Origin of the sequence: Massilia luteola (assembly GCF_034420155.1) — a bacterium.
Lineage (GTDB): Bacteria > Pseudomonadota > Gammaproteobacteria > Burkholderiales > Burkholderiaceae_D > Telluria > Telluria luteola.
The window spans coordinates 147434-171434 of sequence record NZ_JAXOFN010000006.1 but is presented as its reverse complement, the minus strand read 5'-3'; the positions used below and the strand labels follow the sequence as shown (position 1 = coordinate 171434).

The following is a 24001-nucleotide window of genomic DNA, read 5'->3' as shown; positions in this document are numbered from 1 at the left end:
TAGACTTAACTGAATGGAAGTAATCGGTCGCAGAATTCTTTGAACGAATTTGCTACGAACGCCAGATGCTCTGACGAAGCGGGATCGTCCGTGAGACCTTCAACATCATGATTCCAAAAGAAGACTTTTCCAATCTGTTCGCCTGCGATAGCCAGCAAGACCAAGTTTCCGCCAGCGTCAGTTGCGATAGGTAGCATCTCTTTGGCTATACGTCCCGCTCTTGCGTAGATTTCATACTTGTACTTCAGGCTGAAGGTCGACTTTTCGGAGATTGAAAAAAAATAGCGAACCGAAGAATTGCTGTAACCCTTTCCGACACCAAATATATTAAAAACAGGGTTAGCAGGCTCGCCACCGTTTTTAGTCAGCAAGAACTGACGATAGTCTGAAGGCAAAGCGTAGCCCAGCGTCGCCTCTAGTGAAGCGACGGCTGACTCATCAACCAAAGGAACAAATTGCTTTTTGATAGCGAATGTCATAGTGGACCATCGTAGGAGATACCGAACGCACGCTGCCAGATGGCAACGCCACCGGTGTGTGGTGTCAATGCATGTACGTCTTCGTTTACAAGTTGCATAAGGCCCAAATTCTCATTGTGATGCCAAGTATAACCGATTGGCGTGTCGTTGGCTGTTTCTCCATAGCCAGCAAGTTTGTTGGCTGCGGCGAAGTCGCCGTTTCGGCTACCAGTCATCTTAATTTTAACCGTATTTATTCCGTCTTGATTAAGATAAGGGCTGTAATCAGGAAAGCCTTCCGCACCATAATTTACTTTCACCCCATTTAGGGAGGGGTCAGCTGATTTAATGGTAATTGTCGTCGTGTCATCGGAATTCTTAATAATCGAATCAATATTGGAATTAGTTTCTCTCGGCAAGCGCGGTACGATGCCAGAACGAGTCGCATTGATTTCGTCATAAACGGCAGATGTTTCAGATGAGAGATTTGACGGGATGAGTGTTTCGTTGACACTTTGCGGCACGAACGGATTTCTGAAATCTATCGGTATGCCAGAATTCAGCTGTCCTGCAGGCGAATCCACAAAAATCGGAGAACGAACGTTAAACGAACCCTCTGCGGTCGTCAACGTCACCCCACGCTCCGCACTATACCCTACCGTACCGTCCAGGAATGTACCAACGCGGCCGAGCGACCCTGCACTTTCAGCCAACTTCGGCGCAAATGGTACCAGCATCGACAACGCCATGGCCGTGTTGTCCTGTAATGAATTTGACTTTGCTGCGTCTACGATCTGATTGAATGTTTGCGACGGATGCTCCACAGCACTCACAAGATTCGGCACCATCTCGTTACTAGTAGCCAGTCGCGGCAAATTGATGACCCCGTTGATCACATTCGCCAAAGTTTTGGTGGGGGTGTACATGAACGCTTGATAGGCTGCAAGACCGTTATTCCCGTCACGAATGGCTTGCACGCCGCTATCTGCAACGTTTTGTGCTTGCTCATCAACCCAGTCACTTGTCCGAGCAAGCGCCGAGTCAACGCGCTCGGCCATAGTCATGTGATAGGTAGTTCCGCCAATGTTGCTTGCTATCTGACCATCCGCATTAGCCTTCAAACCCCAGTATGTGTTGTAGCCGTGCAAGTCGTCGCCCGAACGTAGTTCGCTACTCGCCGCAGCTGCCGCGATATTGATCTGGGGAAGGCTAACTGCAGGAATCGGCGGCAATGCTCCACCAGCGTTGCCAATATTTGGTGGAACATTGAGATCCGACGTATCAAACACGCCAAGCGCCAAATTGTTCTTGTCGCCTGCCGCAAAGTAGTTATCGACGACACGTTGCACATCAGTTCCCGAGCCAGTTGCGCCGCTAGTACCGGACGAGCCTACCGAGCCGCTACTGGCAATTTGCTGTCCGCCGCTGCCCGTTTGCGCTGCCAAGCTGTTGCCCAGCGCATTGCCAAACGCATCCGTCGCCACCTGCGCGACATTGTACTTGCCACCGTTGAACACCGCCACCGTGGTACCTGCCGCAAAACTGCTGGCGGCGCTTTCCGCGAACTTCTCTGTCGCTCCGGTCCCAAACACGCTGCGCATGGCCTCGCTACCGTGCAGTGCCTCGCCAACCTGCTGACCGGCATACGCCCCGGCCGCCGACGCGGCGACGGCGCGCCAGCTGAAGCTCGACTGCAGGCCGGTTGCGACTGCCACGCCTTGCGTCACAGCCGATGCCGCGGCTGCGCGTGCAACGACTGCGCCCGGCCCTGCGCCGCTGAGGGCGCTGAAGTTATTGGCGAGTCCGCTGCTCACGCCGGCGCCGGCCGCGCTCAGCGCAACGCTGCGCCAGTCGAAGCCGCTGGTGATCCCCGCGGCGTCGCCAAATGCCTGGCTGGCGATGGAGCCAGCGGCGCCGGCGACCAGACTTTCGCCGATGGTGAGGGTGCCGGCACCGCCGACGGCGCCGAGTGCTCCCGCCCCGGCAGACATCGCGGCACTGAAAGAACTAGCCGCCGCGCCGCTCAAGACCCCCGCGGTATAAATGGTTGCGACCACCGCCACTGCAACCACGAGGATCTTGCCCAGCGTGCCGCAATGGCCGCCGCCGCCGCCGGACGACGGGTCGGCCAGCGTCGGCGTCGTGTCGCCCACGGCCTTGCTCGGGTCGTAGGACTTGAAGCTCTGGAAGTCGTTACGGGTCGTGCTGGCGCGGGTCGGGATGCTCAACTGGGCGCCGGCACTGAGGCCGGTGTTGTGCAGGCCGCCGTTGGCATCCGAAATCAGATACCACAGGGTCGAGTCGCCCCAGACCGCTTTGGCGATGCTTTCGAGCGTGTCGCCCGATTGCACTGTGTACACGCTCGGCGCCGCCGTCATCGTCGGCGAGGTGACCGGGTCGAACGTGGTGCTGAACGATTCGAAGCTGTTGTCGCTGCTGCCGATCAGCTGGTCGTTCACGATCAGGCTGTGGGTCACCCGGCCGCCGACCTGGCGGCTGAGCACCTTGCCCTGGGCGTCGTTGACCAGGGTGGTGTCGCTCGGGCTGGCGCCGCCTTCGTCGACCTGGGCGAGGTCGCCGTTGGCGTCGTAGTGGTTGGTCGTCGTCGCAAGGTTCCCGCTGCCGTTGCGGACGGTCTCGGTGCCTTCTTTCCAGCTGTCGCCGACGATGTTGTAGGCCATGTCATAGTGCTTATCGACGCTGCCGCGGTTCGACGACTGGTTGACGACGTCGTAGCCCAGCAGGTTGCCGGCCGCGTCATACAGGGCCTTGCCGTTGCTGTCGCTGTAGTAGATGTCGTACTTGTAGTCGCCATGCCCGCCGGTGCCGGTCACGCGCTGGCGCTGCAGGTCGCCATACCGGTCGTAGGCGTAGGTCGTCATCTGGTTGTTGTCCAGGCTTTCGACGACGCGTCCGGCCGCATCGTAGTGGCGGTAGCCGACGACGACGCCGCCTTGCGACACGGTGGAAAGCCGGCCCAGGGCATCGTAGCCGTACATCGAATCCGTGGCCTTTCCGTTCTTGACCTGGATTTCCTCGACCCGGTTGCCCCCGCCGTCGTAGCGCATCGTGTCCGATTCGGTCTCGGAGGAGATGGTCTGGCCGTCCTCGTAATACTGGTCGTACCGTTCGTTGTAGGTCCGCCGGTCGGCCGAGGTGGTTGTCGTGGTGCTCGTGCTGGACACCTGCCGGTTGAGGGCATCGAAGTCGCTGTCGACCGAGATGACGTTTTCCGCGCCGCCATCGTTCGTATAGGTGGTCCGCACGTTCCTGCGATTGCCCGCTGCGTCGTAGGTGTAGACGACCTCGTAGTTGGCACCGGTGACATTCGAGTGCACTTTCCAGATGCGGCCCTGGGCGTCGAATTCGATCTTCTGGTCCTGGACGATCTGGCCGGCCTGCGTGGTCTGTTCCAGCGTCCGGTTGCCGGCGGCGTCGTAATCGTAGACCGTCGTCTTGTCGAGGACAGCGTCCTGGATGCCGATTAGGCGCCCGGTCACGGCGTCGTAGGTATAGGTCAGATCCTGGCCGGCGCCGGTGGCCGGGGTGGCCGTCGACGTCTGGGTGAGCAGTTGGCCTGCCGCGCTGTACGTGTATGTCGCCACGGCGCCCGACATTTCGGTGTGGCCCTGCAGGCGGCCATCGGCGCCGAAATGCCAGCTCATGGTTGCGCCGGTCGGGTCCTGGCGCCACACGAGGCGGTTCGACGCGTCATAACTGCTGTTGGTTGCGCGGTCGCCGTTGCTGCTCTTGATCACGTTGCCCGACAGGTCGTAACGCGTGGTCGTGTTGACCAGGGGCGCGTGGCCGCCATTGTCGCCCACCGTGAGCGAGGTCTGGCGTCCCAGCTCGTCGTAGGCGTATCGGGTGACGACGCCGAGGCTGCCGAGATTGGTCGCCAGCATGTCGCCCGCAGTACCGTTGCCGTTGAGGTCCGCAGCGGTATAGACGTCGACGGCCGCACTCGTGCTCGACGTCATGTGGCCGAGGTTGTCGTACTCGTACGTGGTGGCGAGGCCGCCCGTGCCCTGAGAATTCTCGAGGCTGTAATAACCCTGGAACGTACTGGTGCGGTCGCCGAAAGCGTCGTACCGGTAGGTCGCCTGGCTGCCGTCGGCACGATCCTCTTCGACGAGATTGCCGTCGCTGTCGTAGTGCTGGACGTTCACGTCGCCGCGCGCGTCCTCCGCCATGACCTGGCGGCCCAGCTCGTCATAGCCGGCGGCGGTGGTGTTGGCGCCGGTGCCGGTATCGGGTGCCGTGGTAGTCAGCAGCTGGTTGTTGGCGTCGTAGGTATAGGTGGTCTTCCATGCCGGGTTGCGCTCGTCGGTCACGGTCAGCACGTTGCCCCAGCGGTCGACGTCGTATTTGTCGAACCCGCGGCTGACGTGGTGATTACCCTGGACGGTGAGGTCCGACGCCTTGACCTGCTCCACGTTGTAGAGGTATGGACGGGTGTCGCCGATTGTCTGCAGGGCTTGCTTGGCCGATTGCAGGTCGCCCATGAAATTGGGCGAATCGGCGGCAATCTTGCGCATGGCGGCATCGACGAAGCCATTCAGGCGATTGCGGACCGTTTCCGCCGCCAGGTCGCCGCCGGTGTAGTTTGCCGCATCGCCCGTGATCGCCACCACCGCCGCGCCGCGGCCCTTGTTCCTGACCAGGGCGGCGTAGGCGGACACTTCGGAGCCGGTCGGGTTGCGGCCCAGGTTGTTGAAGACCTGCTTGACGAAATCCTCGGGCGACATCGCCGCGGGGAAGGCGTGTTCGGCCTCCGGACTGTAGGTCAACATGGACTGCGCCACGCCGTCGAGCGACAGATTCTGTTGCATGGCGTCGAGCCAGTACATGAAGCCGGCGGTATCCGGTTCACGGCCGAACAAGCCGATATACACCTGTGCGAGGCCGAGTTCCTGATTGGACATCGGCGTGGACGGTACGCTAGCCTCGGCCAGGTTTTCTGCCGCGTGCAGCGCGCTTGCATTGATTTGCTCGTACGCGGCAGGATCGGTCGGCATCGACCGGAATGCCGCTGCGAGATCGGTCAGGCGGCCACCCATCATCTGCTCGAACTTGACGGTATCGGCGTTGCTCGACACCACGAAGCTGTCGAGGATGGACGACACCAGCTGGCTGCGGGTCATCGGCTGAGCGCCGGTGAGTTTGCTCGTCCAGTACGACAGCCCTTGCGGGTCGCCGTCGAAGTTCCGGTTCAGTCCGTTACGGTAGATCAGCTGGACGAAATCGGAATCGCTCATCTGGGTGGAGAAGACACCCGGATTCCGGCTGATGAGCCGTGCGGCGAGGGCGTCCAGGCCGCCACCGATCTTCATCAGGACGATTGCGTCGGCGTATTCCTGCATCGTCGGGCTCCGGCCGAGCAGGACCTGGTAGTACTGCACCACCTTGACGGCCTGGTTGCTCAGGAAGGCGCCGTTGGTCACCGCCTGTTCGGTGCGCGCGACTTCCGCCTGGCCGGCGGCGTAATTGGCCTGGGCGGCCGCCACTCGGACGTCCTGCTCGAGGGCAGGCGACTGGGCGTTCAAGGCATTCAATTCCTTGGTCAGGTCGTCGTGCGTTGCCTTGATGTCCATGCCGGTCTGCGTCCGCAGCAGGGTCATCAGAGATTGCAGGGACGCGGCGGCGGTGACTGAGGCGACCAATGCCTGGTCGGCGCTCAGGGCATAGTTGTCCGCGAAGATGGCCGAGTCCAGTGTGCGGAGGATGACGGTCTGGTCTGCAGTCGATTTTGCCGTGACCGCGTTGTTGTACGCGGTCTGGGCAGCGGCGGTCGCCGCGTCGAGCCTGGCCTTGGCGGCCTGGCGGGTCGGGTCTACCGCGTTGATGATGTTCGTGCACAGACCGACGGCCTTGGCGCGGGCCGCACTCCATTCGCTTGCCCAAGTCGTGCGCGCAATGTGCAGGTCGACGTTGTGCATGCTCAGCTCGTCCAGCGATGACGTATAGAAGTCATACGCCAGGCTGCCGGCGTCGGTATAGGCGTAACTCGCCTGCATCCAATAGTCGAGGCCACCCGGATCGGCCGCACGATGCAGAACAGTCTGGAACAGGTTCTGGACGAACGCCGCGCGCGTGCTGTCGTTCAGTACGCCAACGTAGGACGCAGCGATCTGTTGCAGGCTATGTCCCACCAGTCCATACAGTTCGTCAAACGACGGGCTGGGGTGGCCGAAGGCGACCATGAGGGACAGGACGCTGCCGAGGTCCATGGCCTGGATCGCGCGCGCCTTGCTGGCCAGCTGATCAGCGGCGATCACCGCGGGATCGGTCTCGATCGACGTGTTCTTGAGGTTGTTCAGGGCCGTGGCGGCGTTGTCCCGATCTTTCAGATCGTTATTACGCGTATCGATTGCTGTCGCGAGCGTATCGGTATCCGTGCTGACGTCGTTCTTTGCTTTGGTTTGCGCCGTCAGGGCTGCCTGCCAAGCGTTGTATGTATCATTCTTGGCCACGTTCAATGGCCAAAGTTGAGCGTCGAGGTCAGCCTGGGTCTTTTGTTTAATGGTGTCGTAGTATTGCTCTTTGACGGGGACGTTCGATATGCAGCTCGACTTGTTCGCCTGAACCGTATTCGGGAAAGAGCCCTGGCTCAGCTCACTCAATGCTGCGGAATAAAAATCGTAGGCCGCCTGGCTTCTGTTCGACGTGGTCTCGTGTTCGACCCACCACTGTGCTTCATCCTGACCGTTCACCAGGTGCGTGGACCGGCCCAGGACCTGGGAGTACAAGCCGGTGAAAAATGCGAGCCGGTTGCTGTAGTCGCCGCTCGCGAGTATGCCGGCCAAGTTGACGTTTGACAGCGTGCCGGCCTGCATCTCGAGGGTATAGTACGTGGCATTGCCGATGCCGAACCCGTGAAACGCCGTCAGGATCTGAACAGCTTCGCCGAAATGAGACGAGTTTACGGCGGCTTGTTCGTCAAGCCATGCGTTCTTGGCGTTTTTGACGGTCTGTACGTCATCGGCAATGTCGTCGAAATGGAACCAGGCAAGATACGCGTCGTCGAACTTGTTTTCGGTAGTCGTGACGTCGGAGTCTGCGGTAGTCAGCACGCCTTTGGCTTTGTCGAGCGCGGTTTGGGCGTCGTTGGCGTCGGTGACGGCCTTGTTGTAAACCGCGTTCTTGGCGTCATAGTCGTCTTGAGCCTGCTGGATTTTCGCGGCGAGATTCGTCGCCGCGGTGGTGCGCGCGGTGGAGGGCGCCTGGAGCGCTTGCTGAAGGAACCCATTGACGACGTTGATCGCATCGCTGCATTCGCCGGAAAAATCCGCGCGCGCGATCGTTACCGTGCTGTCCAGCTCCGCCCGGGCGCCGATGTAGAAGTTGTAGGCGATCGAACCGGCATCGCTGCCCAGGTTTTGCGCCAGCCAGTAATTCAGACCCGCACTGTCGGGCGTACGCTGCAACACCTTTTGATAAAGGCTGGAGATGAAGCCGGCGCGGTTTGCCGGATCGTACGCGCCGACGCATGCCGCCGCCAGGGACGACATGACGGCGTTGACCTGGGCGGTGGTCGCGTTGGGCGGGAACGCGGCCATTGCCTGTACCAGACCATCGTATGTTACCGGTTTGCCGTACGCCGTCCACAGGTCGACCACACTGGCGAAGTACGGCGTATTCAATGTGGTCGACGCCTGCGCGGCGGCGCGTTCGGCGGCCTGGACGGTCGGGTCGTCTTCGACCTTGGCGGCTTTCGCGTTGTTTAGTGCCGTCGTCGCGTTAGTCAGCGCGGTCTGGGCGCTGGCGGCGGCAGTCTTTGCCGCGGCGAGCGCGTCGGCAATCTGCTGGGCCGAGCCCAGGCCGTTCGGGTCGACCTGTTTCATGGCCTGCGAGACGACCAGATCGAAGCTGGTGCGACGGGCTTGCTCGGCTGGGTCGGTGCTGTTCAGCGACACCAGGTCGCTGATCATTTGCGCCGCCACTGTCCCGCGGGTTTGGCCCTGGGCGAGCTCATTCATGTAACGGCTTTCCGCTGCGCCTGCCGCGCGCCCCAGCACCTGCTGCGACAACTGGCTGAGGAAGGTTGCATTGTCGGTGGCATTGGCATAGAGCGCCTTGCCCTCGGCGTTGTCCAGCATCATGTCCGCGATGGCGGCCAGGGAGTTGCCCTGCGCTGCGTTCAGCCAGTAGTTGAGACCAGCGAGATCCAGCGGCAGGGTTCGGCCGGGGCCACGATTGAGGACGCCCACGTACAGGCGTACCAGGTCCAGCGTCGAGCTGACGTCGGCACCTGCGCCATTGAGATAGCTGGCCGTGGCATTCTGCGCGGACACCGCCGCCGTCGCGGCATTGGCGGCGGTGTCGGCAGCGGTGAGCGCGGTGCTCGTCTGGCTGATCAGCGACTGCGCGCCTTGCTCCATGGCCGCGATCGCCGTGCCGACCTTGGTGTTGAATGCGGCCCGCAGATCGAGCTCACTGGCCTTGTTCGGGTTGGTGTCGGTGTAGGTCGTGGTTTCGAACGAGGCAATCAGATTGACCGCCAGGGTGCCGCGCGTGCCGGTGAGCTGACCCGTCCAGTAAGACAGGTCGGTCGCATCCGGTGCACGGCCGACGACCTGCTGGAACAGCTGGCGCACGAAGTCCGTGTTGCTCTGGCTGGGCGCGAACACGCCCTTGCCCTCGGTGTTGTCGAGCATGCCCTGCGCCACCTCGGCCAGCGAACTGCCGGCCTGCATCTGGTTGACGTAGAAGCTCAGGCCGGCGAAATCCGGTGCCGGATGACCCGGCTGGCCACGCATCAGCAGGCCGACATACAGCTGCGCCACGCCCAGCACCGCGGACGACAGCGGTGAGCTGGCGTTATTGTTGGCAGCGTCCAGCGAGGCCTTGAGAAGCAGCTCGTTGTCGACGGCGGTCGCCGCGCTGTTCTCGAGCTGGCTGGCCGAGGTCGCGGCGTTGGCGTTGTCCGTGATGTTCTGCGCGATCACGGTGGCCATCTGGCTCGCACCATATTGCAGTGCGGCGCTCATGTCCGTGGCGGTGACCTGGTTAATGATCTGTCGGGCAATGCTCGCGTCGTTGCCGCCCATGATGGTGGAATAGGTCTCGGCAACGGCCGTGCGGTTCCTTATCAGCGAGCGCAGCGTCTGGTCGGATGCCGAAGTGCCGCTGTAGTCGGCGAAGCTGTCGGCGATCGCCAGCGCGACCTTGCCGCGGCTGGCGCCGCCATCGAGCATGCCGGTCCACTGCTGCAGTTCCGCGCTCGTCGGTTGGCGTCCGATACCTGCGTACACGGCATTGACGAAGTCGGCGCCATACAGATTGGCCATGGCGCTTTCCGGGCTCGACACCAGGTTCGTCGCGACGGCTTCCAGTGACGCCGTATTGCTCCAGATGATATCGGTCCAGTAGTCCAGCCCGCCTTTGTCGGGCGCGCGGCCGAGAATGACGACGTATGCTTGTGCAAGCGAACGGTGCAGGTCCTGCAACGCCTTGTCGTCGGCCGCGGTCGATGCCGCCTGGGAGGCTTGCGCGCCGATATCGATTTGCGCCTGCAGGTTCTTGACGGCCGAGTCCAGTGCGCTTTGCACCGTGTCGCCGGGGTGCACGGCGGCCAGGATCGCGCGGCCGACGTCCACGGAGTACTGTTGCGTCACGGCGGGCGACAGGTCGCGGTTGTAGCCCAGCGCCACCGTGACTTTCAGGTTGTACAGCGCCTTGTCCGCGAGCAGCTGGGCGTCGTCGCCCTGGTAGTGCGCGATTTCCGTAATCAAGGCCGCGACGGCCTGTCCCTTGCCGCTCGATGCCGCGACCTGGGTCCACCTGGCGAGTTCCGCGCCGTCCGGGTCGCGGCCCAGCATGTTACGGAAGAGGCCAAGAATGAACTCGTCGTTTGCGGAGGCATTGAGACCGAGATCGTCGACTTCCGAATCCGCGATGATGGCGCTCGCCAGCGCGGCCATGTTCGACTGGGTGCCGTCGGCCTGCTTCATCCAGTAATCCATGCCGGCGGGCTCCGGTGGGCGGCGCAGCAGCGTCACATAGAGCTGCGCGACCTCGGTGCGCTGCCGGTCGGCTTTTGCCAGATCGGCCGCCTCCTGGGGCACGGCCGCGTTGTTCGTCGTCGCGTCCTGGTATAGTTGCTTGGCGTCCTTGGCGTCGTTGCCGCCGCCGGTGACGAAATAAGCGACGCCGGTGTCGGCGCGCGCTTTCAGCCGGGCGCGGGCCGCGACCATCGCGGGCATGCTGCCGGTGTCGTTGCGCACCTCGTTGATCATGTCGACGATCGCCTGCCCGGCCTGCGTGGCCGCATAGGTGCCGCCGGTGGCGCCGAAACGCGTCGCCCATTTGCCGATGTCGGCGACATACGTCGAATCGCCGGCCGCGCCGGTGCGGTTGAAGGCGTCCTGGAAGATGCGGGTCATCACGTCCATCGCGCTGCCGGTCAGGCGAGTGCCCACGTCTTTCGTATTCAGCAGGTCGGCGGCGATGGTGGCCAGGCTGACGCCGCTGTTCAGGCGTGCGACTGCGGCATTGAGCGCCTGTCCATCCGGATAGGCGTCCAGCAGCACGCTGTACAACTCGATGATGCGCGACTGGGCGGTCGTCGACGCCGTCGCGGCGATCGAGAGCGTACCCTGGTCGCCCGGCACGCCGTTCGTGGTCACCTGGTAATCGTAGTCGCCGCCCTCGAGGCCGGCGGTATTGAATACCATGTAGCCGTCGACTACCTGGACGCGGGCACCGCCATCGATCCACTGGACGTCGTCCTTTTTCTTGTAGGCGAACGCGGGCGTCTGGCCTTGTACGTTGGCGTCGCGGATGAGCACGAGCGACGTGTCGGAACCGGCCGCCGCGTTATCGAGCGGCACCACGGCCCACGCGCCACCCGAGGTGCGTTGCAGGATCATCAGGCGGGCATCCGGCAGGGCGACGTCGACGACATGGCCGAGCAGGTCGTAGCGGGTCTCGGTACGCATCAGGTTCGGCGCGAGCTCGGCCTGCGCGGCGGAGGCCATGCTCATCAGCGCGTGCGGATCCTTCCCGTCCGCACTCACCAGTTGGACGGTGACCCGGCCCTGGATGTCGAACAGGCGCACCTTGTCGATGCCGTCGCCGGCGTCCGTACGCCACAGGCGGCCAAGGTTGTCGTAGGCGCTGTGTTCGTAGACGACGGTGCCGGCGCCGGCATTGTTGTCGTCCCTGATGCTGCGGGACGTCACCTCGCCAAAGCCGTTGTAGTCCGTGAGATGGTGTACAGGCTTCAGGGACCCGAGGTCCTGGCCATTTTGAACATTGCCTGGATTGATCGTCTCGACGACGTGGCCGACCGCGTCATATTTCGTGACCGTGAACGCGATTTCCTGTTGACCGGCGTCGGTCACGATCTGCCATTCCTTGGCGACCCGGCCAAGTACGTCGTAGGAGGTGAAACTGGCGTGGCCATCGGCGTCGATCTTCTGCGTGACGTGGCCGTCGGCGTCGTAGGTGTAGGAGGTGACGCGGTCATGCACCGGGTCCGACGGGCCCGACTTGTAGCGCGCGTCGTCCGGACCGCCATCGCTCAGGCCGGTTTGCGGATCGGTGACCGCCAGCGTCGCGCCGTTGGCGCGATCGATGGTCGCTACCGCGTTGCCGAGGACGTCAAGGCGGTACAGCGTCAGTTGCGACGGGCCGGTCTGCAGGTGGCTGACCGGGTCGAGTTGCAGATGTGCCACGGCAGTGATCCTGCCGAGCGCATCGCGCGTGGTATAGGTGGCGCCTTTGAGCGCATCGATGACGGCGGTCTGGTTGCCCAGCAGGTCGTACTGGTATCGGGTGGTCAGGTCGCCGCGCGTGGCCGTGGTGCCGCTGCTGGCGGTATCGACGTACTGCACGTTGCGCTGCGTGACGCTGAGCAGGTTGCCGGCGCCGTCATACGCGCTCCTGGTGCCGCGATCGTTTCCGGACATGTCCACGAAGGCGGTGCCGCCGTCCTTCCAGCCCGTCGTCGCGGCGACCTGTTCGACGGTATCGGTCAGGCGGCCGGCGTAGTCATACCGGTATTCGGTGACGTAGCCCGACTTGTCGGCGACGACGTCGGCCTGGTGCAGCACGGCGAACTGCGCGGTCTTGTTGCCGCGATTGTCGTAGCTGAAGCGCGTCTCGGTGGCCTGGGTGACGACGTGACCCTTGTCGTCGACGCCGAAGCTCGATTGCGACTGGACCTCTCCGAAGCTGTCGTACCGCGTCTGTGTGACCTTTGTGGCCTGGATGTCCGTCACGCCGCCGGTGCCCGCCTGGTCGTAGATCAGGCCCGCGGCTTCGGTCGTCTTGACGGCGCGGCCCAGCTTGTCGTAGGTGGTGTCGATCGTGCGGTTCTGGCTCCCGTCCAGTGTGGCCAGGGCCGTCCGCATCGCATCCGTGCTGACGGACGCGGCCGCACCGGGTTGCTGCGCGTAGCGCGTGATGCGGGTAACGTCGCCGAACGTATTGCGGTCGTAAGCGGTGACATAGCCGGCGGCGTCGACCTCGTATTTGACGCGCCCGGCGTTGTCGTACAGTTTGAAGCTGCTGCCGGCGCCGGTGCTTTGCGAGCTCTGCACCGCATCGCCGAAAGCGTCGTACACCACGGTTGTCGTGCGCAGGCCGGAGTCCCGCTCGGACGCCGTACTGCTGCGCGACGCCGCGGTACCGCCGGTCGTTGCCTGCATCGGGTCCGATTCGTCGTAGACGTTGATCGATCCCTGGCTGGTCGAGGTTTGCCGGTTCTGCAGGTCGTAGCCATAGCTGGTCGTGCGGGCCTCCGCAGTACCGTCGGCCTCCGTCCGGCTGGTGACGTTGCCGAACGTGTCGTAGTCGAAGCGTGTGACCAGCGCCTGCGGGCTTGCCGTGTTGGCGTCGCCGTAGCTGTTCACCGTCGGCGACGTTTCCTTGATCATGCGGCCGGCGAGGTCGTAGTCGTAGGTCCAGGTATTGCCCGCTTCGTTCGTGAAGGACTTGCGGTTGCCTTGCGCGTCGTAGGTGTAGGACTTTCTGCGCGTGGCGATATCGCTGGAGCTCACCGTTTCGGTAATCAGATGCCCCTGGCTATCGTAGTCGTAATGCGTGGTGACGGCATCGGCGCTTTGGGTGCCGAGCGCGATCATGACGGCCTGGTCCGAGCTGCCGGCGGCGACGGGATAGCGGTACTGGACCGAGTCGGTGACCCTGCCGGCCAGGTCGTAACGCGTCTCCGTGGCATAGCCGGCCGGATCGATGGTGCACTGGACGCGGCCAATGCGATCATGGATGTAGCGGACCGTCCGGTCGGCGGGATCGGTGGCCGGAGTGAACGGTTGGGTCAACTTGCCCGTGACCGGTGTCGCGTAGTGCGTGAGCGCCGTCAGCCGGCCCAAGTCATCGTAGGCCTGCTTGGTGACGTAGCCGGCCGCGTCGATCTGGAAGACGGGGCGGTTGTCCTGGTCGTAGATCGTGCGCGTGGTGCGGTCGTTGTCGGCATCGGTCGCGGGGGTGTAACTGCCGTCGATATCGGCAGTCGTCGTGTCCCGAGTAGCGTATTGTGTCTGTGCGACGACGTTGCCGTTGGTGTCGTACTGCATCCCGACGACGGCACCGTCGGGCCCGATGATGACGGTATTGCGGCCCGCCGGGTCGTAGCCGTAATGCGTCACACGGTCCTTGGTGCTGTCGGTGCGCGGCGCAGCGAGGAACCTCTTGACCATATCCACTGCCGGCGCACCGAGGGTCCCGTTGTTAACATAAACGGGCGTGGAAAATTCGGTTCGTGTTTTTAGCCTGCCACTATCGTCGTATTGATTGGTAGTGATCTTCCAATACGTCGCAAACAGCGGTGTGGAGAAACTGGTGGCGATGGCGGCCACGCGGTTATGGTTATCGTAGAAATAGAGAGTGGCATGTCTACCGTTTCTTGGCGTAGACGCATCAAGGGAACTAAGAGACGCGGCGTCAAATGTGCTCGACGGTAATGGTTGTATATACCCGGTAGTTTGGATCAGATTGCCGGCGGCATCGTATTGATTGCTCGTAACCGCCCAGGTGTACACGGGATCCGACCCAGGCGCCGTGGTCGCGGTGAGGCTGGTCGCGGTCCCGATCACGCGGTTCGCGCTGTCGTAGATATACGAAACGATCGACGTCGTTGCGGACCGGGCGCCGTTGACGTCGGCGTCGCTGGCCGTCGGGCTCGCGGTCGTCAGGGCGTCGCGGTAGGTGGTACGGCTCACGACATTGCCGTTGTTGTCGAACGCCTGTTTCACGACGCTCCACGAGTACACGGTGCCGGTACTGGTCGTGCGCGCGCCGATGTACTGCGCGGTCGCGGTCATGCGGTTCGCCGCATCATAGACCATGCGTACCGAGCTCTCCGGTACAGGCTTGGCCGCCACGAAGGCGGCGATCCGGCCGACGCCCGGGTCGAGGCCGTCGGTTGAGACCCAGGTGTACGTCGAACGTTCGTTCACGTTGCCGTTGCCGTCGTAACCGATGGCGTCCAGCTTCCACCGAGGTTTCCCGTCCGTCGCCGGATCGAGCGCGGTCAGGGTGTCGATCAGGCGGCCCTGGCCGTCGTAAAACATCACATGACGTTGATCGTTGGCGCTGTCCGACAGGGGGTGGGATTCCGCATTGATCAGATCCAGGAGCGTGGCCTTGGTCAGGTCGGCGGGCAGCGTGGCGGTATCGGTCCGATGGGCATACGTGACCTGGTCAGTCACGTGGCCTGCGCTGTCGAATGCACGGTTGACGGTGACGACGCCGGCCGGGTCGATGGTCGCGAACACGCGACCATCGTTGTCGTACACGATCCGCTGCACATGGTCGGCGCCGGCGTCGGCCGTGACGCTGCCGAGGATGTCGACCGCACTGAAAACCTGCGCCGGACTGATGGCGGATTGGGGCAGGGTGCTACGGTTCGCGTAGCGCGTCGTGCTGACCAGGCGGCGGTCCGCATCGTAGGCGTAGGCGGTCACGGTGCCGTCGGCATCGAGCTCGCACCTGAGCAAGCCATTGCCATCGTATGCGTAGCGGGTCGCAAGCGCCGGATTCGTGCCGGTAATGCGAACGAGGACGTTGGTGCCGGCGTTATCGTAGACGAGTTGCTCGGACGGCTTCGAACCGTCGCCCTGGACCGTCGTGACACGGCCGTAGCCGGTTTCGCTTTGTTGAGTGGTGGTGACGACGCCGTTCGGATCGGTGATCGACGCGACGTTGCCGCGGCTGTCGTAGGTATAGCTGGTGGTACGCTTTGCACCGTTCGCGTCCTGGATCACGGCCTTGACGCGGAACTGTTCGTCGTACTGGGTTTCGGTCACGATGCCGTTCGGATCGGTGACGGTGGCGACCTTACCGGCCGCGTTATACGTATAGCTCGTGGTGAGGTTGAGACTGTTCGGGGCGATCCTGCGCGACAGGACGCGCTTTTCCTTGTCATAGGAATAGAGCGTGATCGTGCCATTGCCATCGGTATCGGTCGACACCGTGTCGTCGGCGTTATACGCATGCGTTTCGAGCACCTTGCCGGTTTCATCCGTCACCGAAGTCAGGTTGCCGTCCGCATCGTAGCTGTAGTAGGTCGCCGCGCCGTCGCCACTCACGATGGAAACGGTTTGCCCGAAGCGGTTGAGGGTCGTGGTATGGGTCACGCCCTCCGGCGTGGTCATGGTGAAGCTGTCGTGCGCGGTGTCGTACTCGTACGTGGTCGTGTTGCCGAGGCTGTCGGTCTGGGTCAGCACGCGTCCGAAGGCGTCGTAGGTGGTCGAGGAGGGCGGGTTGCTGCCGTCCTGCCGCGAGGTGACGCGTCCGAGGCTGTCGTAAGCGCTCAGGACGACGTGGCCGTCCGGATCGAGCTGCGTCGTCGCGCGGCCAAAACCGTCATAAGCAATCCGGGTGGCCAGGTCGGGATGATTGAACGGCAATGTGGCGATCAGGTTGCCGCGGTTGTCGTAGTCGTACGCCGTCGTGATGACGCCATCCTTGGCGGTATTCTGCAGGGACCCGATGGTCTCGCTTCCCTTGGCGTCGAGCCCGTACGCGAAGGTCGTCTCGTAACCGGACGCGTCCACATGTTTCGTCACCTGGCCGATCGCGTTGTAGACGAAGCTTTCGAAGCTGTCGCCGGTGCTCGACAAGGCGGCGATCGTGTTGCCGATCGTCGGGTCGTTCTGCCCGCCTTGCAGCCCCGCCAGCGCGGCAGGCGCGAGGCGGGTCGCATACGTCCGGATGCCGGCGACCTGGCCCAATCCATCGTAGTTGCGTTCCTCGACTTCGCCATCGGCGTCGATCGTGTAGCGCAGGTTGCCTTCCTGGTCGTAGTAGTACACGGTGCGTGCGCCGCCCGGTTCGGTCTTGCTCAGGCGCAGGCCGGTGCTGCCGTAGGCGTACGACGTCCCATAGGTCGCCCATACCGCGTCGATGGCGGCCGGGGTCGTGGCCGAGACCAGCGCGGCGGCGCCACGCGGCGACAGCTCGGCGATGACACGTCCCAGCGCGTCGTACCGCGTCGTCGTCACCCGTTCGTCCGTGGTGCCGAGTGCGCTGCGCACTTCGGTCACCTTGCCGTACGCGTCATAGGTGTAGCGGGTGACCGTGCCGTCCGGCGCCGTCTCGGTGTTCAGCTGGTTGAGCGCGGTGTAGGTATAGGTGCTGACCTGATCGTCCGCGCTTTGGGTCGCGCCGAGGCCGCTCAACGTCGTCGCGGCCGGATTCTGGACGGCCTTGGCGTAGCGGCGCTTCGAGACGACATTGCCTGCCCCGTCGTAGTCGAAGGTCGTCAGGTAGTTGTCGCCATCGACCGTGGCGGCGAGCAGGCCGTGGGCATTGTAGATGTTGTTGACGTGCCGGATGTGGTCCGGACTGACGGGCTGGGAGGCACCCGGCGTTCCGTCGGTGTCGGTTTGTGCGGTGACGTTGCCGAACGCGTCGTAGGCGATGGCCGTGACCGGCGACTGGTCGGTCGAGGTTTCCTTGATCATGCGACCGGCGAGGTCGTAGTCGTAGGTCCAGGTATTGCCCGCTTCGTTGGTGTAGGTCTTGCGGTTGCCTTGCGCATCGTAGGTGTAGGACTTCGTGCGCGTGGGGATATCGCTGGAACCGACCGTTTCGGCAGTCAGACGGCCCAGACTGTCGTAGCCGTAGTGCGTGGTGACGGCGTCGGCGCTTTGGGCAGCGAGCGCGGTCACGACGGCTTGGTCCGTGCTGCCGGCCGGCACGGGGTTCCGGTACCGGATCGAGTCGGAGATCCTGCCGGTCAGGTCGTAACGCGTTTCCATGACATAGCCGGCCGGATCGATGGTGTACTGGACGCGGCCGAGGCGGTCGTTGATGTACCGGATCGTGCTGTCGGCGGAATTCGTCGCGGGCGTGGGGAAGTTCGCGGCCGTGAGCGGCTGCGGCAGTGCATTCGTGACCGGTGTCGCATAGCGCGTGAGTGCGGTCAGCCGGCCCAGGTCATCGTAGACCCGTTGCGTGACGAGGCCCGCGGCGTCGATCTGGAAGACCGGGCGGTTGCCCAGGTCGTAGACCGTGCGCGTGACACGGTCGTTGGCGGCATCGATCGCGGGTGCGTACGTCGCGGCGACACTGGTGGTCGTCGTGTCCGGCGTGGCGTACTGCGTCCGCACGACGATGTTGCCGCTGGCGTCGTACTGCATGCCGGTGACGGCGCCGTCGGGCCCGATGATGACGGTATTGCGTCCGGCGCCGTCATAGCCGTAGCGCGTCACTCGGTCGCTGGTGCCGGTGGTGCGCGCAGCCAGGAAATTCTTGATGACGGATTGCGCCGAATCGGTATTGCTGGTCGAAACCGGGTCGCCGACCTCGGTCTGGCTGATCAGCCTGCCGCTATCGTCGTACTGGTTGGACGTGACATGCCACAGGGTTCCAGCGTCATTGGACGTGTAGGCGACGGCGGTGGCCGCCAGGCGGTTATGGTTGTCGTAGACATCGAGCGTGACGTGATTGCCGCTGGCGGCCGCGGGCGCGGCATTGACGACGGCGTTGAGCGTCGTGGCGTCGAATGTGCTCGAGGCGTACGGTTGTGCGTATCCGGTGGTCTGGATCAGATTGCCGGCGGCATCGTATTGATTGCTCGTGACGGCCCAGCTGTACGAGGTTTCCGGACCTGAGGACGTCACCGTACCGAGGCTGGTCGCGGTGCCGATCACGTGATTCGCGCTGTCGTAGACATACGACACGATCGACGCCGTGGCCGTCGCGGCGTTGTTGATGTCGAGGTCGCTGACCGTCGGGCTCGAGGTCGTCAGGGCATCGTGGAAGGTGGTGCGGCGCACGACATTGCCGTTCCTGTCGAATTCCTGCTTCACGACGCTCCACGCGTACACGGTGCCGGCACCGGTCGTGGTCGCACCGATGAACTTCGCGCTGGCCGTCATGCGGTTTGCGGCGTCGTAAACCATCCGTTCCGAGGTCTGCGGTACGGGATCGGCCGCCAGGTAGGCGGCGACCTGGCTGGCGCTCGGGTCGAGACCGTCGGTCGACACATACGTGTACGTCGAATGCGCCGTCACGTTGCCGTTGTCGTCATGGCGTACGGCGTCCAGCTTCCACTGCGGGTGTCCGTCCGCGGTGGGCGCGAGCGCGGTCAGGGTCTCGATCGGGCGGCCCTGGCTGTCGTAGAACATCAGCTGACGCTGGTCGGTGGCGCTGTCCGACAGGGACTGCGTCGCGATCAGGCCCTGGAGCACGGACTCGGTCAGGCTGGCGGACAATGTGCCGGTGTCGATCCGATGGGCATACGTGATCTGGTCGGTCACGTGTCCTGCGCTGTCGAATGCGCGGTTGACGGTGACGACGCCGGCCGGGTCGATGGTCGCGAATACGCGGCCGTCCTTGTCGTACACGGTACGCTGCACCTGGTCCATCGTGGAGGCTGGCGAGCTGATGACGCTGCGCAGAATGGTGCGACCGTCGAAGACCTGTGCCGGGCTCGTGGCGGATTGGGGCAGGGTGCTACGGTTCGCGTAGCGCGTCGTGCTGACCAGGCGGCGGTCCGCATCGTAGGCGTAGGCGGTGACGGTGCCGTCGGCATCCAGTTTGCACATGAGCGTGCCGTTCGCGCTGTCGTACGCGTAACGGGTTGACAGCGCCGGATTCGTACCGCTGATGCGAACGAGGACGTTATTGCCGGCGCTGTCGTAGACGAGTTGCTCGGACGGGTTCGAACCGTCGCCCTGAACCGTCGTCACGCGACCGTAATCGGTTTCGCTCTCGTGGGTAGTGGTGACGACGCCGTTCGGATCGGTGATCGACGCGACGTTGCCGCGGCTGTCGTAGGTATAGCTGGTGGTACGCTTGGCACCGTTTGCGTCCTGTACCACGGACTTGACCCGGAACTGTTCATCGTACCGGGTTTCGGTCACGACGCCGTTCGGATCGGTGACGGTGGCCACCTTGCCCGTCACGTTGTAGGTGTAGCTCGTGGTGAGATCGAGGTCGCCAGGCGCGACGGTGCGCGTCAGGACGCGCTTTTCCTTGTCATAGGTATAAGCGGTGATCACGCCGTTGGCATCGGTATCGGTCGCAACCGTGTCGTTGGCGTTATAGGTATGCGCTTCGAGGACCTTGCCGTCTGCATCCTTCACCGAGGTGAGGTTGCCGTCCGCGTCGTAGGCGTAGTAGGTGGCGTTGCCATCGCCACTCACGATGGACACGGTCTGGCCGAAGCGGTTGCGGGTCGTGGTGTGGGCCACGCCCTCCGGCGTGGTCATGGTAAAGCTGTCGGTCGCGGTGTCGTATTCGTAGGTGGTCGCGTTGCCGAGGACGTCGGTCTGGGTCAGCACCCGTCCGGCTGCGTCATAGCTGGTCGTGGCGTAAACGATGTTGCCCGTTCTTTGGACAGTGACACGCCCGAGCCGATCGTACGAGGTATAGAGGGCATTGGTTCCATTGATGTCCGCTATTTCCCGGCCAAAGCTGTCGTAATTGACTTGGGTCGAGTGGAGCGTGCTGTTAACGAAGGGGCGCGTGTAATCGATGACCGCCGGAAGCGAGTATCCATAATACGTTGTGATGACCCCGTCCTTTGCCGTGTTCTGCCGGGCTTGACTGACCAGGCGGTCAAAGTTGTCGTAGCTGGTCGTCGTCAGGTAACCCGACGCGTCGGTGTGTCGTGTGGCCCTGCCGATGGCGTCGTATCCAAAGGTTTCGACGCTGTCGCTGGAACGCGACAAGGCGGCAATTGTCGCGTCGATGGTCGGGTCGTTTTGCCCGCCCTGCAGTCCCGCCAATGCGGCGGCCGAAAGGCGGGTGGCGTAAGTCCGGATGCCGGCGACCTGGCCGAATCCATTGTAGCTGCGCTCCTCGACTTCGCCCTCGGCATCGACCGTGTAGCGCAGGTTGCCATCCTTGTCGTAGTAGTACACGGTGCGCGCGTCGCCCGGTTCGGTCTTGCTCAGCCGCAGTCCGGTCATGCTGTACGAATAGGACGTGCCGTAGGCCGCCCACACGGCATCGATGGCCGTTTGTGTCGTGGCCGAGGCCAGCGCGGCGGTGCCGCGCGGCGTCAATTCGGCGGCGACCCGTCCCAGCGCGTCATAACGCCTCGTCGTCACGCGCTCGTCGGTGGTGCCGAACGCGGCACGTACTTCGGTCACATGGCCGTTTGCGTCGTAGGTGTAGCGCGTGACCGTACCGTCCGGCGCCGTTTCGGCGTTCAGCTGGTTGAGCGCGGTGTAGGTATAGGCCGTGACCTGGTCGTCCGCGCTTTGGGTCGCCCCGAGGTCGCTCAGCGTGGACGCGGCCGGCGTCTGGACCGGCTTGGCGTAGCGGCGTTGCGAGACGACATTGCCGGCTGCGTCGTAGTCGAAGGTCGTCAGGTAGTTTTCGCCATCGACCGTGCCGGCGAACAGGCCGCGGGAATCGTAGATGTTCCGGGTATGGATGTCCTGGGCGTTTGCTGCCGGGCGAAGCTGTGCCATCGACGTGGGCGGGGTCGAAAACTGCACCGAGACCGCATAGTCGATGGTCTCGGCGAGGAGCGATCCCGAATAACGGTACTCGGTGACGTGCCCGAATTTGTCCTTTTTTCCGATCAGCCGGTTATCCGCGTCGTAAATATTGAGCGAATAAAGGGCGGCGAGGCTCGGTTGCGGTATGTAGAAATTGTCTGGAGTCAGATCATTTTCATTCGCATACATCGAGGTATTAACGTGGAGGTCGGACGTCGACGACCACAGGAGCGTCGAGTTGCTGTCATAGTGATTGGTGGTCATCGCGCCGTCGCCATCCAACCTCCGGTACACCCTGCCGGCGTTGTCGTAAATGTTCCACACGCTGCGATCGTTCACGAGGTCGCGCGGCGGCCGCACGGCAGCGATGGATACGTCGCGCCATCGTCCGGTCGAATCGGTCAAGTTGATGACATTGACCTTGTTGGCATACCGGAGCGTGCGGGTGACCTGATTGTCCGCGTTATAGAAGTACTCGGTGAGGTAGCCTTCCGCATCGACATCGCCCGCCTTGCGGCCCGCGGCATCGTACAGCACGAACGTATTGAGCGAATCGCCGCTGATAGTCTGGCGCAGCCGGCCGGCGGCGTCGTAGGCGTAGCGGACGGAAGTCAGCTGGCGCGTGGCGTCGGCATCGGTCTTGGTCAGCAGCGCGCCGCGCGCGTCGTACACGCTCGTCGTAACGAGGCCGTTGGCTTGCCTGGTCACGACCGTGTTGTGGGCATCGTCATAGGTGACGACGGTGGTGTGATTGGCGGCGTCGGTGGAAGTCAGCACACGGCCAAGGCCGTCGTACGTGTATTGCGTGACGTTGCGGTCGCCGTCCACGCTGGACAGCAGCAGCCCGGCCGCGCCGTAGGAATAATGCGTGGTGCTGGACTGGATCGTTTCGTCAGTGGCGGACGTCGTGGCCTGGGTGAGCTGGCCGCGTACGTCGTAGGCGTAATCGACGCGTTGGACGTGGGCCGTGTCGACGGCTGACGAGGCCACCCACGTCTGCATGTCGTCCACGGTCGGCGCCGCTGTGGTACTGAAGGCGTATGTACTCAACAGGTAAGTAAGGGTGTTGCTTTGCTGGTTCAGCTGGTTGTAACGGTATTCCTTGACCACGCCCGTGGCGCTGATGACGAAGCGCAACCGGTTCGATGTATCGTACACGTAGCGCGTGGTGGCGGGCGCCGATGCCGTCGCGGTGCCGTCGCCGTCCGGATCGGGCGCGGCATAATGCGTCTCCGACAGCAGCACGTTCGACTTGAGGTCGTATTCCCGGGTAATCGTATCGCCGGCGGCGTCGCGTTCGTAGAGGCGGTTGCCGTTGCCGTCGTACTGGTAGACGGTCTTCAGGCCGCGTCCGTCGGTCACGCTCGTCACATTGCCGTAGTCGTCGTATTCGAAGCCGGCGCCGGTGCCGACGCCGCCCACCACGGGGCCGATCACGGCGGTGAGCCGGCCCTGGGCGTCGTACGCATAGGCGGTTGCGACCCCCATCGGATCGGTGACCGTAGTACGGCCCGCGACCGAGTAGTCGAAGGTCGTGACGGCGCCGAGCGCATCGGTCACGGTCTTGACCTTGTAGTCGGTGCCGACCAGTTCGTACGTAAAGCTCAGCGTGGTGCCGTCGCCCTGGTCGATCGACGCGACGCGGTCGCTGTCGCCGTCGTATTGGTAGGTCGTCCTGTGCGAAGAGGAGGATTGGAGCGCAGTCATGGCGCCAGTCAGGCGCCCTTGACTGTCATAGCTATAGACGGTGCGTGGGACGAACGACTCGGGCCCGATCGGAGGCAGGGCCTCCATCATGAGGCGTCCGGCGCTGTCGTAGAAGAACTGTGTGACGTCCCCGCTCGCGTCGGTAACGGACGCGAGGCGGTTATTGGTGTCGTAGCCGTAGGTGAGCAGGGTCTCGCCGTTCTGGCCGGCGGTCTGGATGCGGCCTTCGTTCAGGTTGCTGTCATAGGTTTCGAAGTTGCCGGTTTCATCCTGGCGCTCCGAGGTCCAGATCCATTTGCCCTGGTCGTTGAGCGTGAGGCGCTGGTAAGCGCCGGCGCCGTCGTTGGAAACATAGCAGCCCTGGCCTTCGTTGTAGACAAACAGCGAACTCGAACCGTCGCTGTCGATCCGGACGACAGTGCTCCCACTGGTGTTGGCGGTGCCGGTCAGCCCGGTCACCTGCTTGACCAGGCCCAGCTTCCAGTCGTCGCCGATACCGTCGTCGAAATTTCCCTGGGAATTGTAGGTACGGGTCAGGGCGAAGTTCAAGCCGCGCGAGGCGAGGAAATCGTCCTTGTCCTGCACGACAAGATTGCCGTTGCTGACATTGACATAGGCTGCTTCCTTGGTTTTCCCCAAGGTGGAATCGCCGAAGACGCCTTGCTGGCCAAGGGTGTTGGCCGAACTGTTCAATACACCTGCGCCGTTACCGGTAACGATTGCAACCATTTTTTTCCTCGCCTAGAAATATTGTCGGGTCGCGAGCAGCATTCGCCGCTGCGGCCTGTGTAATCAATTGACAACTCTTCTAAAGCTTCTAGGAAATGTTTAGGATTTTTTAAGCAATGCAGTCGATTTACATTCGGCGTGGCTTCGTGCTGAGCCGCTGAACAATTTCCCGTCGAGCGCGGA

Annotated in this window: 2 protein-coding genes; both read right to left on the bottom strand. The window is 63.1% G+C overall.

Annotated elements, in window-relative coordinates:
• Positions 1-5: 5 nt before the first annotated feature.
• A complete protein-coding gene (locus U9J41_RS09665; RefSeq protein WP_322401980.1) occupies positions 6-479 on the bottom strand; it encodes an SMI1/KNR4 family protein in 474 nt (157 codons plus the stop codon).
• Complete coding sequence (locus U9J41_RS09660; protein WP_322401979.1) at positions 476-23818, bottom strand: DUF4214 domain-containing protein; 23343 nt, start codon at positions 23816-23818, stop codon at positions 476-478. Before U9J41_RS09660 ends, U9J41_RS09665 begins: the two co-directional genes overlap by 4 nt.
• Between the last annotated feature and the right edge of the window lie 183 nt (positions 23819-24001).

Bases quoted from the DNA above. Each gene is read 5' to 3' on its own strand.
- U9J41_RS09660 (WP_322401979.1), bottom strand. From the start codon at position 23,818: ATGGTTGCAATCGTTACCGGTAACGGCGCAGGTGTATTGAACAGTTCG.
- U9J41_RS09665 (WP_322401980.1), bottom strand. From the start codon at position 479: ATGACATTCGCTATCAAAAAGCAATTTGTTCCTTTGGTTGATGAGTCA.